Source organism: Catenibacterium sp. AM22-6LB (assembly GCF_003435615.1).
GTDB classification, from domain to species: domain Bacteria; phylum Bacillota_I; class Bacilli_A; order Erysipelotrichales; family Coprobacillaceae; genus Catenibacterium; species Catenibacterium mitsuoka_A.
In genome coordinates, this window is sequence record NZ_QTUM01000056.1 from 1 (window position 1) to 16,171 (window position 16,171).

The window sequence follows — 16,171 nt, forward strand, 5'->3', positions numbered from 1 at the left end:
AAATGTCATGCCCCTGTTGACATGACATATAAGCGACTGCCTGTCGCACAAAAAATAAGCAGCCATAGCTGCTTATTCAAACATTTCTTTTAAACCTGGGTTGAATTCATGCTTTTTCAACATTTCAATTTCTTCTTTATAAGGTGCATTCTTTTCAATATAAGGTGTTTCTAGAATCTTAGGAACATCTTTTAAGCGTTCATTAGATACAATAGAGTCCAATGTATCAAAACCGATTGTCCCAAAACCAATATTCTCATGTCTATCTTTATGAGAACCTTGTGGATTCTTAGAGTCATTGACATGAACAACTAATACTTTATCTAAACCGATCTTTTCATCGACTTCATCAAGAATTGCATCAAAATCAGAAATATCATAACCTGCATCATTTAAATGACATGTATCTAAACATAAACCTAATAATTCAGGATAATCACAATGATCAATAATATAAGCTAACTGATCAAATGTTCTACCTAGTTCAGTGCCTTTACCTGCCATTGTTTCTAAGGCAATATGTACCTTCTGGTCTGGCTTCATTGCTTCATTTAAGCCTGATACAATCGCATCTAATCCTGCTTCATCCCCTGCTTTAACATGAGCACCTGGATGAAGAACAAGTCTTGTAGCACCAATTTCGTCACATCTTTCAATTTCCTGACGTAAGAATGATACAGCAAGTTCTCTTGTTTCAGGCTTGATTGTATTTCCTAAATTAATAATATAAGGGGCATGAACAACAACCTTGTCCATGTCTATCCCCTTTTCTTTCATTAATTCTTTGGCTTCTTCTACACGTAATTCAGAAACAGGTTTACGTCTCGTATTCTGAGGTGCTCCTGTATAAAACATGAATGTATTGGCATTATAACTTAATGCTTCTTTTACACTTCCTAGAAGCATTTCCTTACCACCCATTGAGACATGTGAACCTATAATCACTGCATGTTCTCCCTTTCACGTTTTTCTCTCTGTGCCTGTTTCGCACGTTCTTTTTTCTGTCTCTGAATATCTTTACGAATAATATCTCTTTTCTTTTTCTGGTAAATAGCCTGAATTTCTCTTTTTCTCTTCTTCTTATAACCAGGTTTAACTTTCTTAGGTCTCTTAATAATACGCTGAATTTCTTTTTCTAATTCAGACTGTGGCGCATTTCTATTCTTACGCTTATTACGTGCCTTGGCATCCGTTAATACACCATTACGGATTTCTTTTACTTCAAAGTGAATACCCTTCTTTTCAAGTGATTCAACCATCTGCTGATTAGATGAATCATACATAGAATAACATTCACCCTTATACTTACCACGACCACATCTACCAGATCTATGAATATAGAAGTCTCTTTCTGTTGGGAATTCCATATTAATAACATGAGATACACCATCAATATCAATACCTCTAGCCGCAATATCTGTAGCTACAATGTACTGATATTCATTATTATTGATACGTCTCATCATCTGTTTACGTTCACGTGGTTCTAAGTCACCATGAATTTCACCGACACGATAACCATCACTTCTTAACTGATCAGATAGCTTAGTGGCTTCTGTTCTCTTATTACAGAAAATTAAGCATATATATGGGTCAATGATATCCATGATATTCTTTAATACTGTATAACGGTCATGATGCTTTGTATGAATTAAGTAATGTTTTGTATTGTCTGTTGTTTTCTTATGGGCATCAATCTGTACTAATTCTGGCGCATTCATATATTTTCTTAAGAATGGCCATAAATGTTCAGGAATAGTTGCTGAGAATACAAGCATCTGTAAATCTTCTCTCATCTTAGATAAGACTGCATCTAAATCTTCAAGATAACCATATTCTAAAGTCATATCTGCTTCATCTACTACAAATGTAGTTGCTGTAGTGATGATTAAAGCCTGTTCATTTAAAGATAAGTCTTTAATACGTCCTGGTGTACCAATAACGATATGTGGCTGTGTAGAAAGCTTATTAATAGCCTTCTGCTTATCAGAACCACCAATTACAAGTGAGATTCTTAAATCAGGGTTTTCTTTCTTGAATTCCTTTGCGTTTTCATAGATCTGGTGTGCAAGTTCTCTTGTAGGAGTTGTAATAACTGCCTGTACATAATCTGCATTTGTATCAATACGATCAATGATAGGAATTAAGAATGAATGAGTTTTACCAGTACCTGTCTGTGAGATACCAATAATATCTTTATTCTTATAAACAAGGGGGATCACCTTATCCTGGATAGGTGTTGGTGATGTGAAATGTATGTTGTTTAAAGTCTTTTTTACATAATCATTAAATTGAAATTTGTCAAATAAATCCATTATAATTCGCCTCCTTTAGCGTCTATTATCATACCATGATTTGAAAAAAAAACAAATCTAATCTCACTTATGTTAGAATTGTTTTTGAGGTGAAGAATATGAAAGTCACAGGAATTGTCCCTAGAGGATATTGCAAGGGTGTTATACGTGCTATTAATATAGTAAAAGAGACAATAGAACAGCCGGGTCCTATTACAGTACTTGGTATGATTGTCCATAATCAGTTTATTGTGGATGCATTAAAGAAGCGTGGTGCCATCACAATTGAGGATGCAAGTAAGACAAGAATGGAACTGCTTGATGAAATCAATGAAGGAACAGTGATTATTACAGCACACGGTGCAGGAGATTGTGTCATTGAGAAGGCAAAGAGTAAAGGACTCAATGTAGTGGATGCAACATGTTTAGATGTTATTAAGACACATACACTTATTAAAGAACAGTTAAAGCGTGGGAAGGATGTTTTATATATAGGTAAAAAGAATCATCCTGAAGCTGAAGGTGCATTATTGATTGATCCTGAACATATTCATTTAATTACATCTAAGAACGATTTAGAAACACTTGATAAAGATAAACATTATGTGATGACTAACCAGACAACTATGTCCCTTTATGATGTTTATGATTTATGTGAGTATGCGAAAAAAATATTAGATGTAGAAATCATGAAGGAAACTTGTTCAGCTACACAAATTAGACAGGAAGCCATTGCGAAGATGAATGAAGATATTGATCTAGTCATTATTGTAGGTGATCCTCATTCTAATAATACAAAGAAGCTGGCTTCTATTAGTATGGAGAAAGCACATAAAGATACCAAGATGATTGGAAGTCTTGAAGAGTTAGACTTATCATGGCTTAAAGGAAAGAAACATGTAGGAGTAAGTTCTGGAGCTTCTACACCTACTGTATTGACTAATCAGATTATTGATTTCTTGAAGCAGTATGATGAAAATAACCCAGATAGTTTTATTAAACCTGAAATACCTTATGAAAAGATGTTATAGGAGAATATATGAGTAAGAAGATTATATTTTTTGATGTGGATGGGACTTTAGTAGATGTGAGACCTGTAAAGGAATGTATTCCTGAATCAACTATCCAGGCAGTGCACGAGACGCGTAAAAAAGGAAATTTATGTTATCTTTGTACAGGGCGTTCTCTTGCAGAAATCTATCCTTATATTCTAGATGTAGGATTTGATGGCATCATTGGTGCTGGAGGTGGATTTGTACAGATGGGTGATGAAATGTTGTATCATAAGAAGGTCAGCGATGAAGATGTTCATCGAGTTGTAGACTTCTTTGAAACAAATCATTATGACTATTATTTAGAATCTAATGGTGGTTTATTTGCCTCTAAGAACCTCATTAAAAGATTAGAAAGCATCATCTATGGTGATCTTAAAAATGATCCTGAAGCAAGAAGAAAAAAGGAAGAGGAACCAAGTCATTTTATTACTGCACTCATTGAAAATGAGAATATGTATAGAAACGATGTGAATAAGATTTGTTTCTTAGAACATGAAAGTATTCCATTTGATGAAATAAGAAAGCAGTTTTGTGATGCATTCCAAGTGATTGAATGTACTGTTCCTGCATTTGGTGATGCATCAGGTGAATTATCTGTAGCGGGTGTGAATAAGCATACTGCCATTGAAGCACTTATTAACCATTTAGGTATTAATCAAAAGGATACATATGCTTATGGTGATGGTATGAACGATGCAGAGATGTTGACATTTGTAGCGCATGGTGTTGCAGTCGGTAATGCGAAAGAAGGTTTAAAGGCTATTGCTGATGAAGTATGTGATGATATCGCGAATGATGGTATTTATAAAAATATGAAGGAGCACGGATTAATCTAATCCGCGCTCCTTTTTAATATATTTCTTCTTTATATTCTATAAGTTCATCATTCTTATAAGTCACCTTGGCATGGTGATAGTGATCATCTTCCATCCAGTTTAAGAAATGATAATCTGCTTCCCATTGTGGATAATCAGGAATTAAATCATCATCCACCCATTCAAGAACACCTTCATCACAGTCTTTTAATGTCCCTTCAAAATCATGACAAGAATAAACAAACATACCTTCATCTTCACCATAATAAAGACTTGGGAATGTGACATAACCATGACATCTAATAGAATGTACTGTATAGCCTGTTTCTTCTAGTATTTCTCTTTTTACACATTCATCGGGTGATTCACCTGGTTCTAATTTACCACCTACACCAATCCATTTACCTTCATTGATATCTTTCTTCTTTTTTATACGATGAAGAAGTAATGTTTTCCCATCTTTCTTTAAATAGGCAATTGTAGTCAAAATCATCCTAATACCCCTTAAAATAGCCTGGAGAAGTCGCTTCTACGATTTCACAGTCTATTTCTTTTTCTAATAATTCTTTTAATTTATGTACCATAATGACTTCTACATGATGCCCTACATCTACTAAAAGAATATTATAATCTGATGCTTTTAAACCACTATGATATTTTAAATCACCTGTGACATAAGCATCGACCTGTGGAGCGACTTCATCTATTAAATCTCCTCCAGAACCACCACAGATTCCTACTGTAGAGACTTCTTTCACTTTACCTGCATAATTGACTGATGGAATATTAAAAGCTTTCTTTACATAATCCAAGAATTCATACATGCCCATTGTATCTGGGAGTACACCCTTCTTAGTAATATTAGATTCATCGGCATCTTCAATATTTAAACAGCCTAATGCTTCCATTAACCATCTATTCATGGAAATCTTATCTAGAGATGTATGCGCACTATAGACAACAATATTATGTTTAATCGCTTTTTCAATAAAACGTCCTACAGGTGTTGTAGTATCTAAAGTCAATGTATTGAATAAGAATGGATGATGGGTAATCAGCATCTGACATCCTGCATCAATGGCTTCCTGTAGAGTTTGTAAGTCAGCATCTAAACCAATCATTATTTTATTCACTTCTGTATGAATATTGCCTGCCTGTAATCCACAATGATCCCAGTCCTCTTGACAACTTAAAGGATAATGAGATTCCATGATTTTAATAATCTGTTCTGCTTTCATAAATATCACCTTCCATTTCAAATATTATAACACAAAAAAGAAGTACCTAGAGTACTTCTTCAATTAAGGCAATAGAATGTAATACCTTTGCATATTTTTCATGTTCAGTATTTAATGAATCCAATATACGTCTTTGAATCTTTAGTTCTCTTTCCCACTTCTCAATAAAGAGAGGATCCTTCTGTTTTCTAAGGACTGGTCCAAAGAGAATATCTTTTTCATCTAATTCCTGATGGCCTTTTTTCACAACCATGATTTCATAAATATGATGAGCATCTTTGACTAATGCTTCATCAATAATCTGTAGGTTATGATTCATTAAGTATTCTCTTAATAAATCAATGGCTGTATTTGCCTGTAGGAAGAGTATTTTATCTTCTACATAGTCAAGATGAGCATCTAATATTTCACTCATCAATAAGCCACCCATACCACAAATAGAGATCATATCTACTTTCTTATCGATGATAGGATCTAATCCATTACCAAGTAATGGGATGACTTGATTTTCAAGATGTAAAGACTGAATTGTTTCTTTAGAACTAGAGAGAGGTCCTTCCGCTACATCACATGCATAAGCTGATGTGATGATGTTTTCATCAAGTAAAAAACAAGGCAGATAGGCATGATCAGTGCCGATATCTGCCAGGATAGTTCCTTGTTTATGTTCTTCAATCATCCAAGCAACTTTGCTTAGACGTTTTGAATGAAGCTTCATTAGTGATCTAAGAAGTCCTTTAGACGTTTAGAGCGTGAAGGATGTTTTAATTTTCTTAAAGCTTTTGCTTCAATCTGTCTGATACGTTCACGAGTTACGTTGAATTCTTTACCTACTTCTTCAAGTGTTCTTGTACGTCCATCATCTAGACCGAATCTAAGTCTTAATACTTTTTCTTCTCTATCTGTAAGTTCTAATAATACTTCATTTAATTCATCTTTTAATAATTCGTTAGATGCATAATCATCAGGGCTCATAGCACCTTCATCTTCAATGAAGTCACCTAAATGAGAATCATCTTCTTCACCGATAGGTGTTTCTAAAGAAACTGGTTCTAAAGAAATCTTCTGGATTTCTCTTACCTTTGCAGGAGTCATTCCATCCATCTTTTCTGCGATTTCTTCAGCTGTTGGTTCTCTACCTAATTCCTGAACAAGCTGTCTCTGGATACGAGTTAACTTGTTGATAGTTTCTACCATATGTACTGGAATACGGATAGTACGTGCCTGATCGGCAATTGCACGAGTGATAGCCTGTCTGATCCACCATGTTGCATATGTAGAGAACTTAAATCCTTTTGTATAATCGAACTTTTCTACAGCCTTAATAAGACCCATGTTACCTTCCTGAATTAAGTCTAGGAATAACATACCACGACCTACATATCTCTTAGCGATAGATACAACTAATCTTAAGTTTGCAGCTGCAAGTTCTTTCTTAGCTTGTTCATCACCTTCAAGAATACGTTTTGCAAGTTCAATTTCCTGTTCATGAGTTAATAAGTCTACACGACCAATTTCCTTTAAGTACATCTTTACAGGGTCATTGATTTTAACGTTAGAACCTAACTGGTTCATATCATCATCGTCATCAGACTGGTTATACATCTTATTTGTATCACCAAAGTCCATATCTAGATCATTACCAAAATCTAGATTTGCGATATCATCATCACCTGTATCATCATCTGTATCTACTTCTAAGCCTTCAAGATCATCAAGACCATCTGCCCCTCCAGCCATGAAGTCATTATCATCTATTTCTAATGCATCTAAACCATCTTCAATTTCAATATGGTTTTCATTGATTGCATCAATAAGGTTTTCATATGCTTCATCATCTAAATCATATCTAGACTGGAAAGCATCTAAGTCATCTTGAGTTAAACGGTTGCCTTTAGCCTTAGCGGCACTAATCAGCATTTTTTCAAGTTCTTCAAGAGTAATACCCTGTACTGCTTTTTCCTTTTTTGCCATAGCTACTCCTTTTTTAAATCAATTAGCTTTTGGAGAATCTCAGCTTTTGCGCTAGGCGCAAGGACATTCTTAAACTGTTCCTGTAATTCCTGTTCACGAATATTCTTGGTATTTTCTGTAATTCTCGCAATATAATCATCAATCACTTCTTTTTGATAAGGGAGTGGAAGTGAACACTCCGCAATATCTGTCAATGCATTCACAAGGGTTGAATGAGAACTCCCAATCTTATCGATGAGGTTCGCAATATCCATTGTTTGATGCGTACGATAATAATCTCTAATATAAGCAGCTAATGCACGATATGTATCATTATGCATAAAGCCTGCTTTTGCTTCATAAATATCACTGACCTGACGGTCATTCAACATATAGAATAATAAATTCTTTTCTGCCAAAGTATATTTATCTAGAATAGGACGCTGGTCCTGAATTGTTTCAATACGATTTTGAGAAAACTGTTCACGATGTTCAATAACTGCAGAACTATTTAAAAGTTGTTCCTCAATGATTTCCTTAGGGAAATCAGTCAATGATGAAAGCTTTGTAATATAGTGTCCACGATCAATTCTATCTTCTATCTTCGCAATCTTCTCACATGCTTTTACAAGTAAGGTTTTACGATCTTCATAATTACGTAAATCAAGTTTTGAACATTCAAAGGCCATCATGAAATCAATAGGACTTAAAGTATCCTTTAAAACCGCATCAAGACCCTCTATACCTTCTGTTGATAAGATCTCATCTGGATCTCTTCCATCAGGTAATAATACAATCTTGACTTCAAAGCCCTGTGATGTAAGTAAATCACTTGATTTCATAGCTGCAGCCTGCCCTGCCATATCACCATCTAAACATAAATGAATCGTACGTGTCATACGCTTCAACATTCTTAAATGATCTTTAGTAAGAGCTGTACCCATCAAGGCAATACAGTTATCATGATGAGCACGATGCATCGCAATGACATCCATAAACCCTTCATTAATATATACAAAGCCTGCCTGACGAACTGCTTCTTTCGCACGATGGTAATTATAAAGTGTTTTACCTTTAATAAATATATCGGACTCTGGGGAGTTCATATATTTAGAATTCTTATCCTGAGCTTTATAAACTCTTCCAGAAAAACCTACAACCTTTCCAAATTCATCATAAAGAGGAAACATCACACGATCACGGAAACGATCATAATGACGTTCATTTTCTAAAACTAATCCTGATTTCACCTGAGCAACTTCAGTATAGCCTTCCTTCTGGAAACGTTCATGTAAGATAGATTTATCTGGCGCATACCCAATTCCAAACATCTTAATGAGTTCATCATCAAAACCACGATGACGTAAATAATCAAGTGCCTGTTTACCTGATTGTGTATAGAGATAATACATATAAAGTTTCAAGGCAAAAGCGTGCATATCATAAAGAGGCGCAAGCGCCTCATCTACTTTCACAACACGCTTTTCTAGTGAATAGCCAGACATATCTACATGTCCAAACTCTGCCACTTTCATAACGGATTCTACGAAAGGAACCTTTAAATATTCCTGAATGAATGTGAAAACATTCCCTCCGTTGCCGCATACAAAACATTTATAAATCTGTCTTGATTGTGAAATAGATAAAGATGGATGATTATCATCATGGAAAGGACAGATAGCCATATAGTTCTTGCCTTTTTTATGAAGTTCAAGGTACTGGCCCATCACATCAACGATATCTACGCTTTGTCTGATTTCATCAATCTTTTCCTGTGATAATCTTGCCATCTAATCATCCTCTTAGTTAAAACGTGTTTTATCTGCAATATAAGCTTTTAACTGATCAATTGGTAATCTGATCTGTTCCATAGTGTCACGATCTCTTACAGTAACGCTATGATCTTCAGCTGTATCGAAGTCTACAGTCACGCATAATGGTGTACCAATAGCATCCTGTCTTCTATATCTCTTACCAATCTGACCTGCCTGATCATATTCACAATAGAAATCTTTTACTAAATCGTTATAAAGTTCCATTGCTTCATCAGACTGCTTCTTAGTAAGTGGTAATACTGCAACCTTTACTGGAGCTAATGCAGGATGGAAATGCATAACTTTTCTTACATCGCCATTTTCAAGTTTCTGTTCTTCAAATGCATCTGCAAGAACTGATAAGAATAAACGGTCAGCACCTACTGATGGTTCAATAACATATGGAAGATATTTTTCATGAGTGTCTGGATCTAAGTATTCTAAATTCTTCTTAGAATATTCCTGATGACGTCCTAAGTCATAATCAGTACGATCTGCAATACCCCATAATTCACCCCATCCAAATGGGTATAAGTATTCGATATCTGTTGTTGCTTTAGAGTAGAAAGAAAGTTCTTTCTGGTCATGGTCTCTGTATCTTAAGTTTTCTTTATTGATACCTAAATCATATAAGAACTGCATACAGTCATGACGCCATTTTTCAAACCATTCTAAGTCTTCATTTGGTTTTGTAAAGAATTCAAGTTCCATCTGTTCAAATTCTCTCGTACGGAAAATGAAGTTACCTGGAGTGATTTCGTTACGGAATGATTTACCAATCTGTCCAATACCAAATGGTAATTTCTTACGTGATGTTCTCTGAACGTTCTTGAAGTTTACAAAGATACCCTGAGCAGTTTCTGGTCTTAAGTAGATCTTGCTCTTAGCATCCTTTACAACACCCATAGATGTTTCAAACATCAATTCGAACTGTCTGATATCTGTGAAATCATGTCCACCACATTCAGGACATGCGATGTTATGTTCTCTAATAAAAGTCATCATTTCTTCTGGAGTCCATCCATCTGGATGTAATTCAGAATCATAAGCTTCAATTAATTTATCCGCTCTATGTCTTGATTTACACTGTTTACAGTCAATAAGTGGGTCATTGAAGTTACCTACATGTCCACTTGCCTGCCAAACTCTTGGATTCATGAAGATTGCAGAATCAATACCTACGTTGTAAGGACATTCCTGAACGAATCTCTTCCACCATAAGTTTTTGATGTTATTCTTTAACTGGACACCCATTGGTCCGTAATCCCATGTATTTGCGAGTCCATCATAGATTTCTGATCCCTGATAGACAAAACCTTCACCTTTTGCATGTGCAATTAGCTTTTCCATATCTTTTGTAGCCATATTTTCCTCCTTGAGATAAGAAATGACTTAGGAATAACCTAAGCCATGAACTTTATAGTCCCACTATTTATACCCTTATAGTGTATATTTGTCAACCAATTATAAGTGTATAAAAAAGAACCTTTCTTAAAGAAAGGTTAAATGTAAGTACGTGCGTTTAGCCAGGTAAGAATATCTGTATAAACGTTAATACGATCCTTACCAAATAATAATGCATGACGTTTGTTGTCATAGATTTTTAATGTGATATCGGCCATACCTAGTGTTTTATAGTTATGATAGATGAGCTGCGCATCTTTACCTAAACGAGTGAGAGGATCAAGTGCACCGGAGGCAATCCATGTAGATAAGTATGTTGGTGTTTTCTGATATGTCTCTTCACTGTTGGCATGTCTAGAAATCTTATAGATATCACTATAGCCTTTAACTGTATAAGAGAAGTTCGTCAATGTATCATTAGAAAATCTATTCACTAGTTGTTCATTATCTGTGAGATAAGAGAACGGATGATCTCCATTGAAATGATGTGATAACTTCATTCTGTTTCTTAATGCCAGTTTATTGAGATGATATCTTTCACCCTTCATAAGTTTAAAGAAGTTAAGACAAAGATTCTTATAGCGGTAGGCTCTGACACCGGACACTGCTCCCATCAACAACATTCCCTGGAAATAATCTCCAAAGCGTGCTGCATATTCACGAATCATCTGTGCACCTAGTCCTGTACCTATATAATAATAAGGTGTATCTGTATAACGTGCCATCATCACTTTCTGTAGATGATGCATATCCTTCATCAAATGATCAAGGACATCTGTTTTCCCAAAATAACCCTGTTCAAAATCAATTAGTGAATGACCATGTCCGACCATATCACTCACTACAACAACATATCCTTTATCACACATGAAATTCGCAAAATGATCATAGCTTGATGCATTTTCGTTAAGATCATGCTGTACAAATAAGACAGCCTTGACTCTAATGATCACCTGTGGTTCATAAATGAAAAAGTGAACATGTGTATGTAGTGTTGATGTATAAGTTTCTTCATGCTTCATACATCATTCCTCCCCTCATATCCATTCCTTCACAAAACGTAACGCATTGAGATATATTCCACAATATTCATCAATATAATGTTCAAATATAAATAATATCTCTTTAAGTACTGATTCATCTATAGATAATGCATCAATATGGGCAATGGGTGTCTTATATATATGACGTATTGCCTTAAGTGCATCTATAGATAATTCTACATCCTGTGGTGTTTGATGCTTATGGCATACAAAACCACCATCTACAAGCGAAAAAGAAGTGACTGATGTATGTCCACAATGAACACATCCGTCTACTTCTAACTCTATTCCGTTATCTTTCATAATAAAGACAAGAATCAATGCATAAATCAATTTATATGAATATCCTGTATCTATAGCTTTTAAAGCATCTACTAAGAATGTATAAGTCTCTAGATCAGGTTTATTTTCAGGAACATAGCGATAATAGTATTCTAATAAGCATTGTGCTAGTATATCTGTTTCTATATGATCCTGGATATGTGTATAATACTTAATTCCTGAAGCACGTATAAGAGATGATAATCCTTTGCGTACATTTAGCTCAAATAAGCTTAACGTAGAAGGTGTGACACCACGCGCATTTTTAGAATTGATTTTTTTAATTCCTTTTCCATAGACTGATATTCTACCATAGTCATGTGTATAAATAGAAAGTATTGCATCAGATTCTTTTGAAGGAGTTATTTTTAGTACAACCCCTTCTGTTTTCTCAATATTATGAGTAGTCATCCTGGTTATAACCAAATTCCTTTAAGTACTGTGCTTTATTACGCCAGTCTTTTTCTACTCTTACAAAGAGTGAAAGTTTAACAGGTACACCCGCAAAACGTTTCATATCACGTCTTGCCTGGTCTTTGATCTTCTTGATCATTGTACCCTGCTTACCAATAATAATACCCTTCTGACTCTTTCTATTCACAATAATCACAGCCATGATATCTATTCCATTTTCATCTTCAATCCACTGTTCAATTTCTATCGCCACATCATGAGGAATTTCATCATGAGTGAAATAAAGAATCTTTTCACGAATAAATTCAGCCATAATGAACTGTTCTGGATGATCTGTAATTGTATCTTCTGGATAAATAGCTGGTCCTTCTGGTAAATCCTGTTTGACAGTCTTAATTAATTCATCCACATTATCCCCATTAAGTGCACTAATTGGGATGATTTCCTTAAAGTCCATCATCTGATTCCATTCAATCAGTTTATCCATTAATTCATCTTTAGAAAGAAGGTCTGCCTTATTTAATACAAGATAGACAGGACATTCTGCTTTCTTTAACTTTTCTACAATAAAGCGGTCTCCCTTACCAATACGTTCATTGGCAGGTTCAATAAATAAAATCACATCAGTTCCTACAATACTATTTAAAGCTGTTGTATTCATAAATGATCCTAAGCCATCCTGTGGCTTATGAATACCTGGTGTATCTACAAATACAATCTGTGCTTCATCATCTGTATATACACCTTGAACTGTATTTCTTGTAGTCTGGGCAGTAGGTGATGTAATCACTAATTTTGTCTTTAAAATATGATTTAATAAAGTAGATTTTCCTACATTAGGACGTCCTACAATACTTACGAAACCTGATTTATAACTCATAAATCCTCCTCACTAAAACTTCTAGGTAATAATTCATAGATATTAGTCACTTCATAGTGATCTCTTGCACCTAATACAATAGGTGTATCAGATTTCAAGAGTTCACTTAATACCTGACGACATGAACCGCAAGGTGAAATCAATGTCGGTCCATCTCCAACAATCGCAAGTGCTTTAATATCCTCTTTACGGTAGCCTTGGCAATAAGCCTGAAATACTGCATTACGCTCAGCACACATTGTAGAGCCATAAGCAGCATTCTCAATATTGGCACCATAAATCATCTTGCCATCATTGAGTTCACAGCAGGCACCTACTAAAAAGTGTGAATAAGGAGCATAAGCATTCTCTCTTGCCTTAAAAGCTTCATCTACAAGATATTGATAATCCATTAGGCTCCCTCTCTTTCAATGCTTAAAGCACCTAGGATTTGATCCTGTAAGCCAAACATTTCTTTTTCCTGTTCATCTGTCATATGGTCATATCCTAACAAATGAAGAATACCATGTGTAAATAAGAAACACATTTCCCTTCTTAAAGAATGACCATATTCTTCTGCCTGCTTCTTAGCATGATCTACAGAAATAAAAATATCTCCTAAAGTTCTAGGCATACCTTCTACATAAAATTGATCATTATCTTCCATTGCGAAACTGATGACATCAGTAGAACGATCAATATGACGATATTCTCTATTAATTTCATGTATTCTTTCATCATCTACAAGAACACATGATACTTCTACATCATCTTCAATACCTAAAGTCTTTAAAGCCTGTTCAATAATAGCTGTAAAATCCTGTTCATAATTATTTTCAAAGTTCTCTACTTCATTATCAAATACAAAATCTATATTCATTAATATCACCCTTTCTCGATGATTTTTCCTTTTTCCATTATAACATAGTCATATCCCATGTTCATGATTTTTTTATCATGTGAAATCACCATAAATAACTTTTCTGGATATGTTTCAAACAAAGTTCGAATGATGATTTCTTTACGTTCAAAAGAGAGATGACTGAGGGCTTCATCAAGAATATAAATATCTCCATCACACAATAATGCACGAGCAAGTGAAAGAATCTGTTGTTCTCCTAATGATAAGGGAAGTCCCTGAGAAGTGATAGGTGAATCTCCTAGTTCAATCAATCTTTCTCCTGTTAAGGAAAGTAATACATGAAGTATACGTTCTTCATCCTCACAATTCAATACTTCTTTGATAGAACCAGGTATAAATGATTCATGTTCCTCTACAAGAATGATATGTTTCTTTAAAGAATCCTGATTGATGTCTTTTAAATGCTTGTTATTAATAAGTATTTCACCACGATAATGTGGATCATTACCTTCTAGTAAATAAGCTAATGTAGATTTACCTGAACCATTATCTCCAAATATAAAGAAAGAATGATTGATTTCTAAATCTAGATGATTTAAGACAGGTTCATGGAAGCCATAAGCATAGCTTACATTGTTCATAAAAATAGTATGAATTGGTTCTTCTACCAATAGCTTACCTTGTACGACTGGTGTTGTAAGTTCCTTATATTTCTCATAAAGTACTGTACTTTGAGAATATTCTACTAAAGTAGTACAGAGATGAATAAGGGGAATAAGAATCATATTATAAACCATATAGAATAGAATCAATTCACCCATACTGATACTCTTATTATGATAGAGGAACAATCCTACAAATAATATAAGTGCTTCTCCAAGTATTTGGATCATATGCATACCAGTAGAGAGTGTTAGTGAGAATTCTTCCTGATCCTGTTTATGATTGGCTTCATTCTCATAGTAATGTTCATATCTTTTAAGCCATTGATGTTTTCCATAATATCTCTTTCCTATTTCTCTTTGATCTAAATAATCAATGAGTGCATGTTCTGATTCAATATGTGCTGCGATATAGTCTTTATAGAGTTCTATAAAATGTTTACTCTTAAAATAAACAAAGATACCTAGAATAACTAACACAATAATAAGTACTAATGATAATTGCGTAGAAATCAGCAATAAACCAAGTAGTTCTAATACAATAGAAACAAGATCTACATAGAAGATACTAAAATAGGCAACACAAAACTCACTTAACTGATATAAGTCCATGATTTGTGGATGGAGTGTTCCTGTATCTCCTTTATGATCCATTACTTGACTAATACTTGTATAAACAAACTCTTTATCAAAAGCACGTGTGAGAAGGATACTTTTCTTCTCTTTTGTCTTTTCTATTCCAATCTTTATTAAGCCGATAATAAAATATGCACCTGATACAATCATTAATACCACAATAGGTGTTTTAACCTTCATATAATCAATGAGTGATGCATAGATAAGTGATAACACATAAGAGAATAATGTGATAAAAAATGTATAGCTTCCTAGTTTTCTAATATCTTTATGATAGAGTTTCTTGATTTCCTTTAAGAACTGTTTAAATGTCTTATTCTCATATTCAAAATAGCGCCCAATATGTGTAATAGATACAACATTTTCTGTATAAATTGATGTCAGTTCTTCTTGATCATAGACCACAATACCATGGGCTGGATCACCAATAATATACGTATCTCCCTTGATTTCATAGAGTACTACAAAATGACCTATACCATCTTCTATTGTATGTAAGATACAAGGTAAGGTGATATGTTCTTCTATGTCTTTTAAAGAAGCATGATAGGCTTTTGCTTCTATCGCATAGGATTTCAATGTTTCTACTAAACCTTTAATAGTCGTTCCAGTATGATCCATACGTGCTTTTCTTTTAATATTGAGTGTGTCTTCTTCAATATCATAATATTTTAAAATCATCTTGATACAATAAACGCCACAGGATACTTCATCATCCTGAAGATATATAGGATATTTACGCATATAAATCGAGTAGGAGAAAATAATTAAAATTATTTTCGTCCTCTCACACCACCGGGC

Annotated in this window: 16 protein-coding genes; 2 read left to right on the forward strand and 14 right to left on the reverse strand. The window is 34.3% G+C overall.

Annotated elements, in window-relative coordinates; translation table 11 throughout:
- Positions 1-72 precede the first annotated feature (72 nt).
- Positions 73-945, reverse strand: coding sequence for a deoxyribonuclease IV (locus tag DW269_RS10295; RefSeq protein WP_040389830.1), 873 nt, complete (start codon positions 943-945; stop codon positions 73-75).
- A complete protein-coding gene (locus tag DW269_RS10300; RefSeq protein ID WP_006505504.1) occupies positions 942-2,315 on the reverse strand; it encodes a DEAD/DEAH box helicase in 1,374 nt (457 codons plus the stop codon). Before DW269_RS10300 ends, DW269_RS10295 begins: the two co-directional genes overlap by 4 nt.
- A 98-nt stretch (positions 2,316-2,413) precedes the next feature.
- On the opposite strand from DW269_RS10300, the gene DW269_RS10305 reads away from it, so the two are divergent.
- Both DW269_RS10305 and DW269_RS10310 read left to right on the forward strand, forming a co-directional pair.
- The gene (locus DW269_RS10305) at positions 2,414-3,325 is read left to right on the forward strand and encodes a 4-hydroxy-3-methylbut-2-enyl diphosphate reductase (RefSeq protein ID WP_117459697.1); all 912 of its coding nucleotides are present in this window, start codon (positions 2,414-2,416) and stop codon (positions 3,323-3,325) included.
- An 8-nt stretch (positions 3,326-3,333) separates the two neighbouring features.
- Complete coding sequence (locus DW269_RS10310) at positions 3,334-4,185, forward strand: Cof-type HAD-IIB family hydrolase (protein WP_117459699.1); 852 nt, start codon at positions 3,334-3,336, stop codon at positions 4,183-4,185.
- A 13-nt stretch (positions 4,186-4,198) separates the two neighbouring features.
- Here the strand turns inward: DW269_RS10310 and DW269_RS10315 are convergent, their stop codons facing one another.
- The 12 genes from DW269_RS10315 to DW269_RS10370 all read right to left on the reverse strand — a co-directional run.
- The gene (locus DW269_RS10315; protein ID WP_117459701.1) at positions 4,199-4,657 is read right to left on the reverse strand and encodes an 8-oxo-dGTP diphosphatase; all 459 of its coding nucleotides are present in this window, start codon (positions 4,655-4,657) and stop codon (positions 4,199-4,201) included.
- Between the two features lies 1 nt (position 4,658).
- Positions 4,659-5,402, reverse strand: coding sequence for a Nif3-like dinuclear metal center hexameric protein (locus DW269_RS10320; RefSeq protein WP_117459703.1), 744 nt, complete (start codon positions 5,400-5,402; stop codon positions 4,659-4,661).
- A 46-nt stretch (positions 5,403-5,448) separates the two neighbouring features.
- Positions 5,449-6,120, reverse strand: coding sequence for a class I SAM-dependent methyltransferase (locus DW269_RS10325; RefSeq protein ID WP_006505509.1), 672 nt, complete (start codon positions 6,118-6,120; stop codon positions 5,449-5,451).
- The gene (rpoD, locus tag DW269_RS10330) at positions 6,120-7,376 is read right to left on the reverse strand and encodes an RNA polymerase sigma factor RpoD (protein ID WP_117459705.1); all 1,257 of its coding nucleotides are present in this window, start codon (positions 7,374-7,376) and stop codon (positions 6,120-6,122) included. Before rpoD ends, DW269_RS10325 begins: the two co-directional genes overlap by 1 nt.
- Positions 7,377-7,378: 2 nt before the next feature.
- Positions 7,379-9,145: a DNA primase gene (gene dnaG / locus DW269_RS10335; RefSeq protein WP_117459707.1), complete on the reverse strand. Its 1,767-nt coding sequence runs from the start codon at positions 9,143-9,145 to the stop codon at positions 7,379-7,381.
- 12 nt (positions 9,146-9,157) lie between these two features.
- Positions 9,158-10,534 (reverse strand): glycine--tRNA ligase, encoded by a 1,377-nt coding sequence (locus DW269_RS10340; protein WP_117459709.1) that lies wholly within the window; start codon positions 10,532-10,534, stop codon positions 9,158-9,160.
- Between the two features lie 137 nt (positions 10,535-10,671).
- The gene (locus DW269_RS10345; protein WP_117459711.1) at positions 10,672-11,595 is read right to left on the reverse strand and encodes a serine aminopeptidase domain-containing protein; all 924 of its coding nucleotides are present in this window, start codon (positions 11,593-11,595) and stop codon (positions 10,672-10,674) included.
- Between the two features lie 15 nt (positions 11,596-11,610).
- Positions 11,611-12,348 (reverse strand): DNA repair protein RecO, encoded by a 738-nt coding sequence (gene recO, locus DW269_RS10350; protein ID WP_117459713.1) that lies wholly within the window; start codon positions 12,346-12,348, stop codon positions 11,611-11,613.
- Positions 12,335-13,231 (reverse strand): GTPase Era, encoded by an 897-nt coding sequence (era, locus tag DW269_RS10355; RefSeq protein ID WP_117459715.1) that lies wholly within the window; start codon positions 13,229-13,231, stop codon positions 12,335-12,337. Before era ends, recO begins: the two co-directional genes overlap by 14 nt.
- Entirely contained in the window at positions 13,228-13,623 is a 396-nt protein-coding gene (cdd, locus tag DW269_RS10360) for a cytidine deaminase (protein ID WP_117459717.1), read from the reverse strand. The genes era and cdd overlap by 4 nt, the downstream gene beginning before the upstream one ends.
- Positions 13,623-14,090 carry an rRNA maturation RNase YbeY gene (gene ybeY / locus DW269_RS10365; RefSeq protein WP_117459719.1) on the reverse strand — a complete coding sequence of 156 codons (468 nt, stop codon included), beginning with the start codon at positions 14,088-14,090 and terminating at the stop codon, positions 13,623-13,625. Before ybeY ends, cdd begins: the two co-directional genes overlap by 1 nt.
- A gap of 5 nt (positions 14,091-14,095) precedes the next feature.
- The coding region (locus DW269_RS10370) for a cysteine peptidase family C39 domain-containing protein (RefSeq protein ID WP_233503289.1) at positions 14,096-16,171 on the reverse strand (2,076 nt) is incomplete at its 5' end.

What these genes read in the sequence shown, in the direction of transcription:
- era (WP_117459715.1), bottom strand. Translation starts at nt 13,231, where the DNA reads ATGAGTTATAAATCAGGTTTCGTAAGTATTGTAGGACGTCCTAATGTA.
- DW269_RS10320 (WP_117459703.1), bottom strand. Translation starts at nt 5,402, where the DNA reads ATGAAAGCAGAACAGATTATTAAAATCATGGAATCTCATTATCCTTTA.
- dnaG (WP_117459707.1), bottom strand. Translation starts at nt 9,145, where the DNA reads ATGGCAAGATTATCACAGGAAAAGATTGATGAAATCAGACAAAGCGTA.
- ybeY (WP_117459719.1), bottom strand. Translation starts at nt 14,090, where the DNA reads ATGAATATAGATTTTGTATTTGATAATGAAGTAGAGAACTTTGAAAAT.
- DW269_RS10325 (WP_006505509.1), bottom strand. Translation starts at nt 6,120, where the DNA reads ATGAAGCTTCATTCAAAACGTCTAAGCAAAGTTGCTTGGATGATTGAA.
- DW269_RS10300 (WP_006505504.1), bottom strand. Translation starts at nt 2,315, where the DNA reads ATGGATTTATTTGACAAATTTCAATTTAATGATTATGTAAAAAAGACT.
- DW269_RS10310 (WP_117459699.1), top strand. Translation starts at nt 3,334, where the DNA reads ATGAGTAAGAAGATTATATTTTTTGATGTGGATGGGACTTTAGTAGAT.
- DW269_RS10305 (WP_117459697.1), top strand. Translation starts at nt 2,414, where the DNA reads ATGAAAGTCACAGGAATTGTCCCTAGAGGATATTGCAAGGGTGTTATA.
- recO (WP_117459713.1), bottom strand. Translation starts at nt 12,348, where the DNA reads ATGACTACTCATAATATTGAGAAAACAGAAGGGGTTGTACTAAAAATA.
- cdd (WP_117459717.1), bottom strand. Translation starts at nt 13,623, where the DNA reads ATGGATTATCAATATCTTGTAGATGAAGCTTTTAAGGCAAGAGAGAAT.
- DW269_RS10345 (WP_117459711.1), bottom strand. Translation starts at nt 11,595, where the DNA reads ATGAAGCATGAAGAAACTTATACATCAACACTACATACACATGTTCAC.
- DW269_RS10340 (WP_117459709.1), bottom strand. Translation starts at nt 10,534, where the DNA reads ATGGCTACAAAAGATATGGAAAAGCTAATTGCACATGCAAAAGGTGAA.
- rpoD (WP_117459705.1), bottom strand. Translation starts at nt 7,376, where the DNA reads ATGGCAAAAAAGGAAAAAGCAGTACAGGGTATTACTCTTGAAGAACTT.
- DW269_RS10315 (WP_117459701.1), bottom strand. Translation starts at nt 4,657, where the DNA reads ATGATTTTGACTACAATTGCCTATTTAAAGAAAGATGGGAAAACATTA.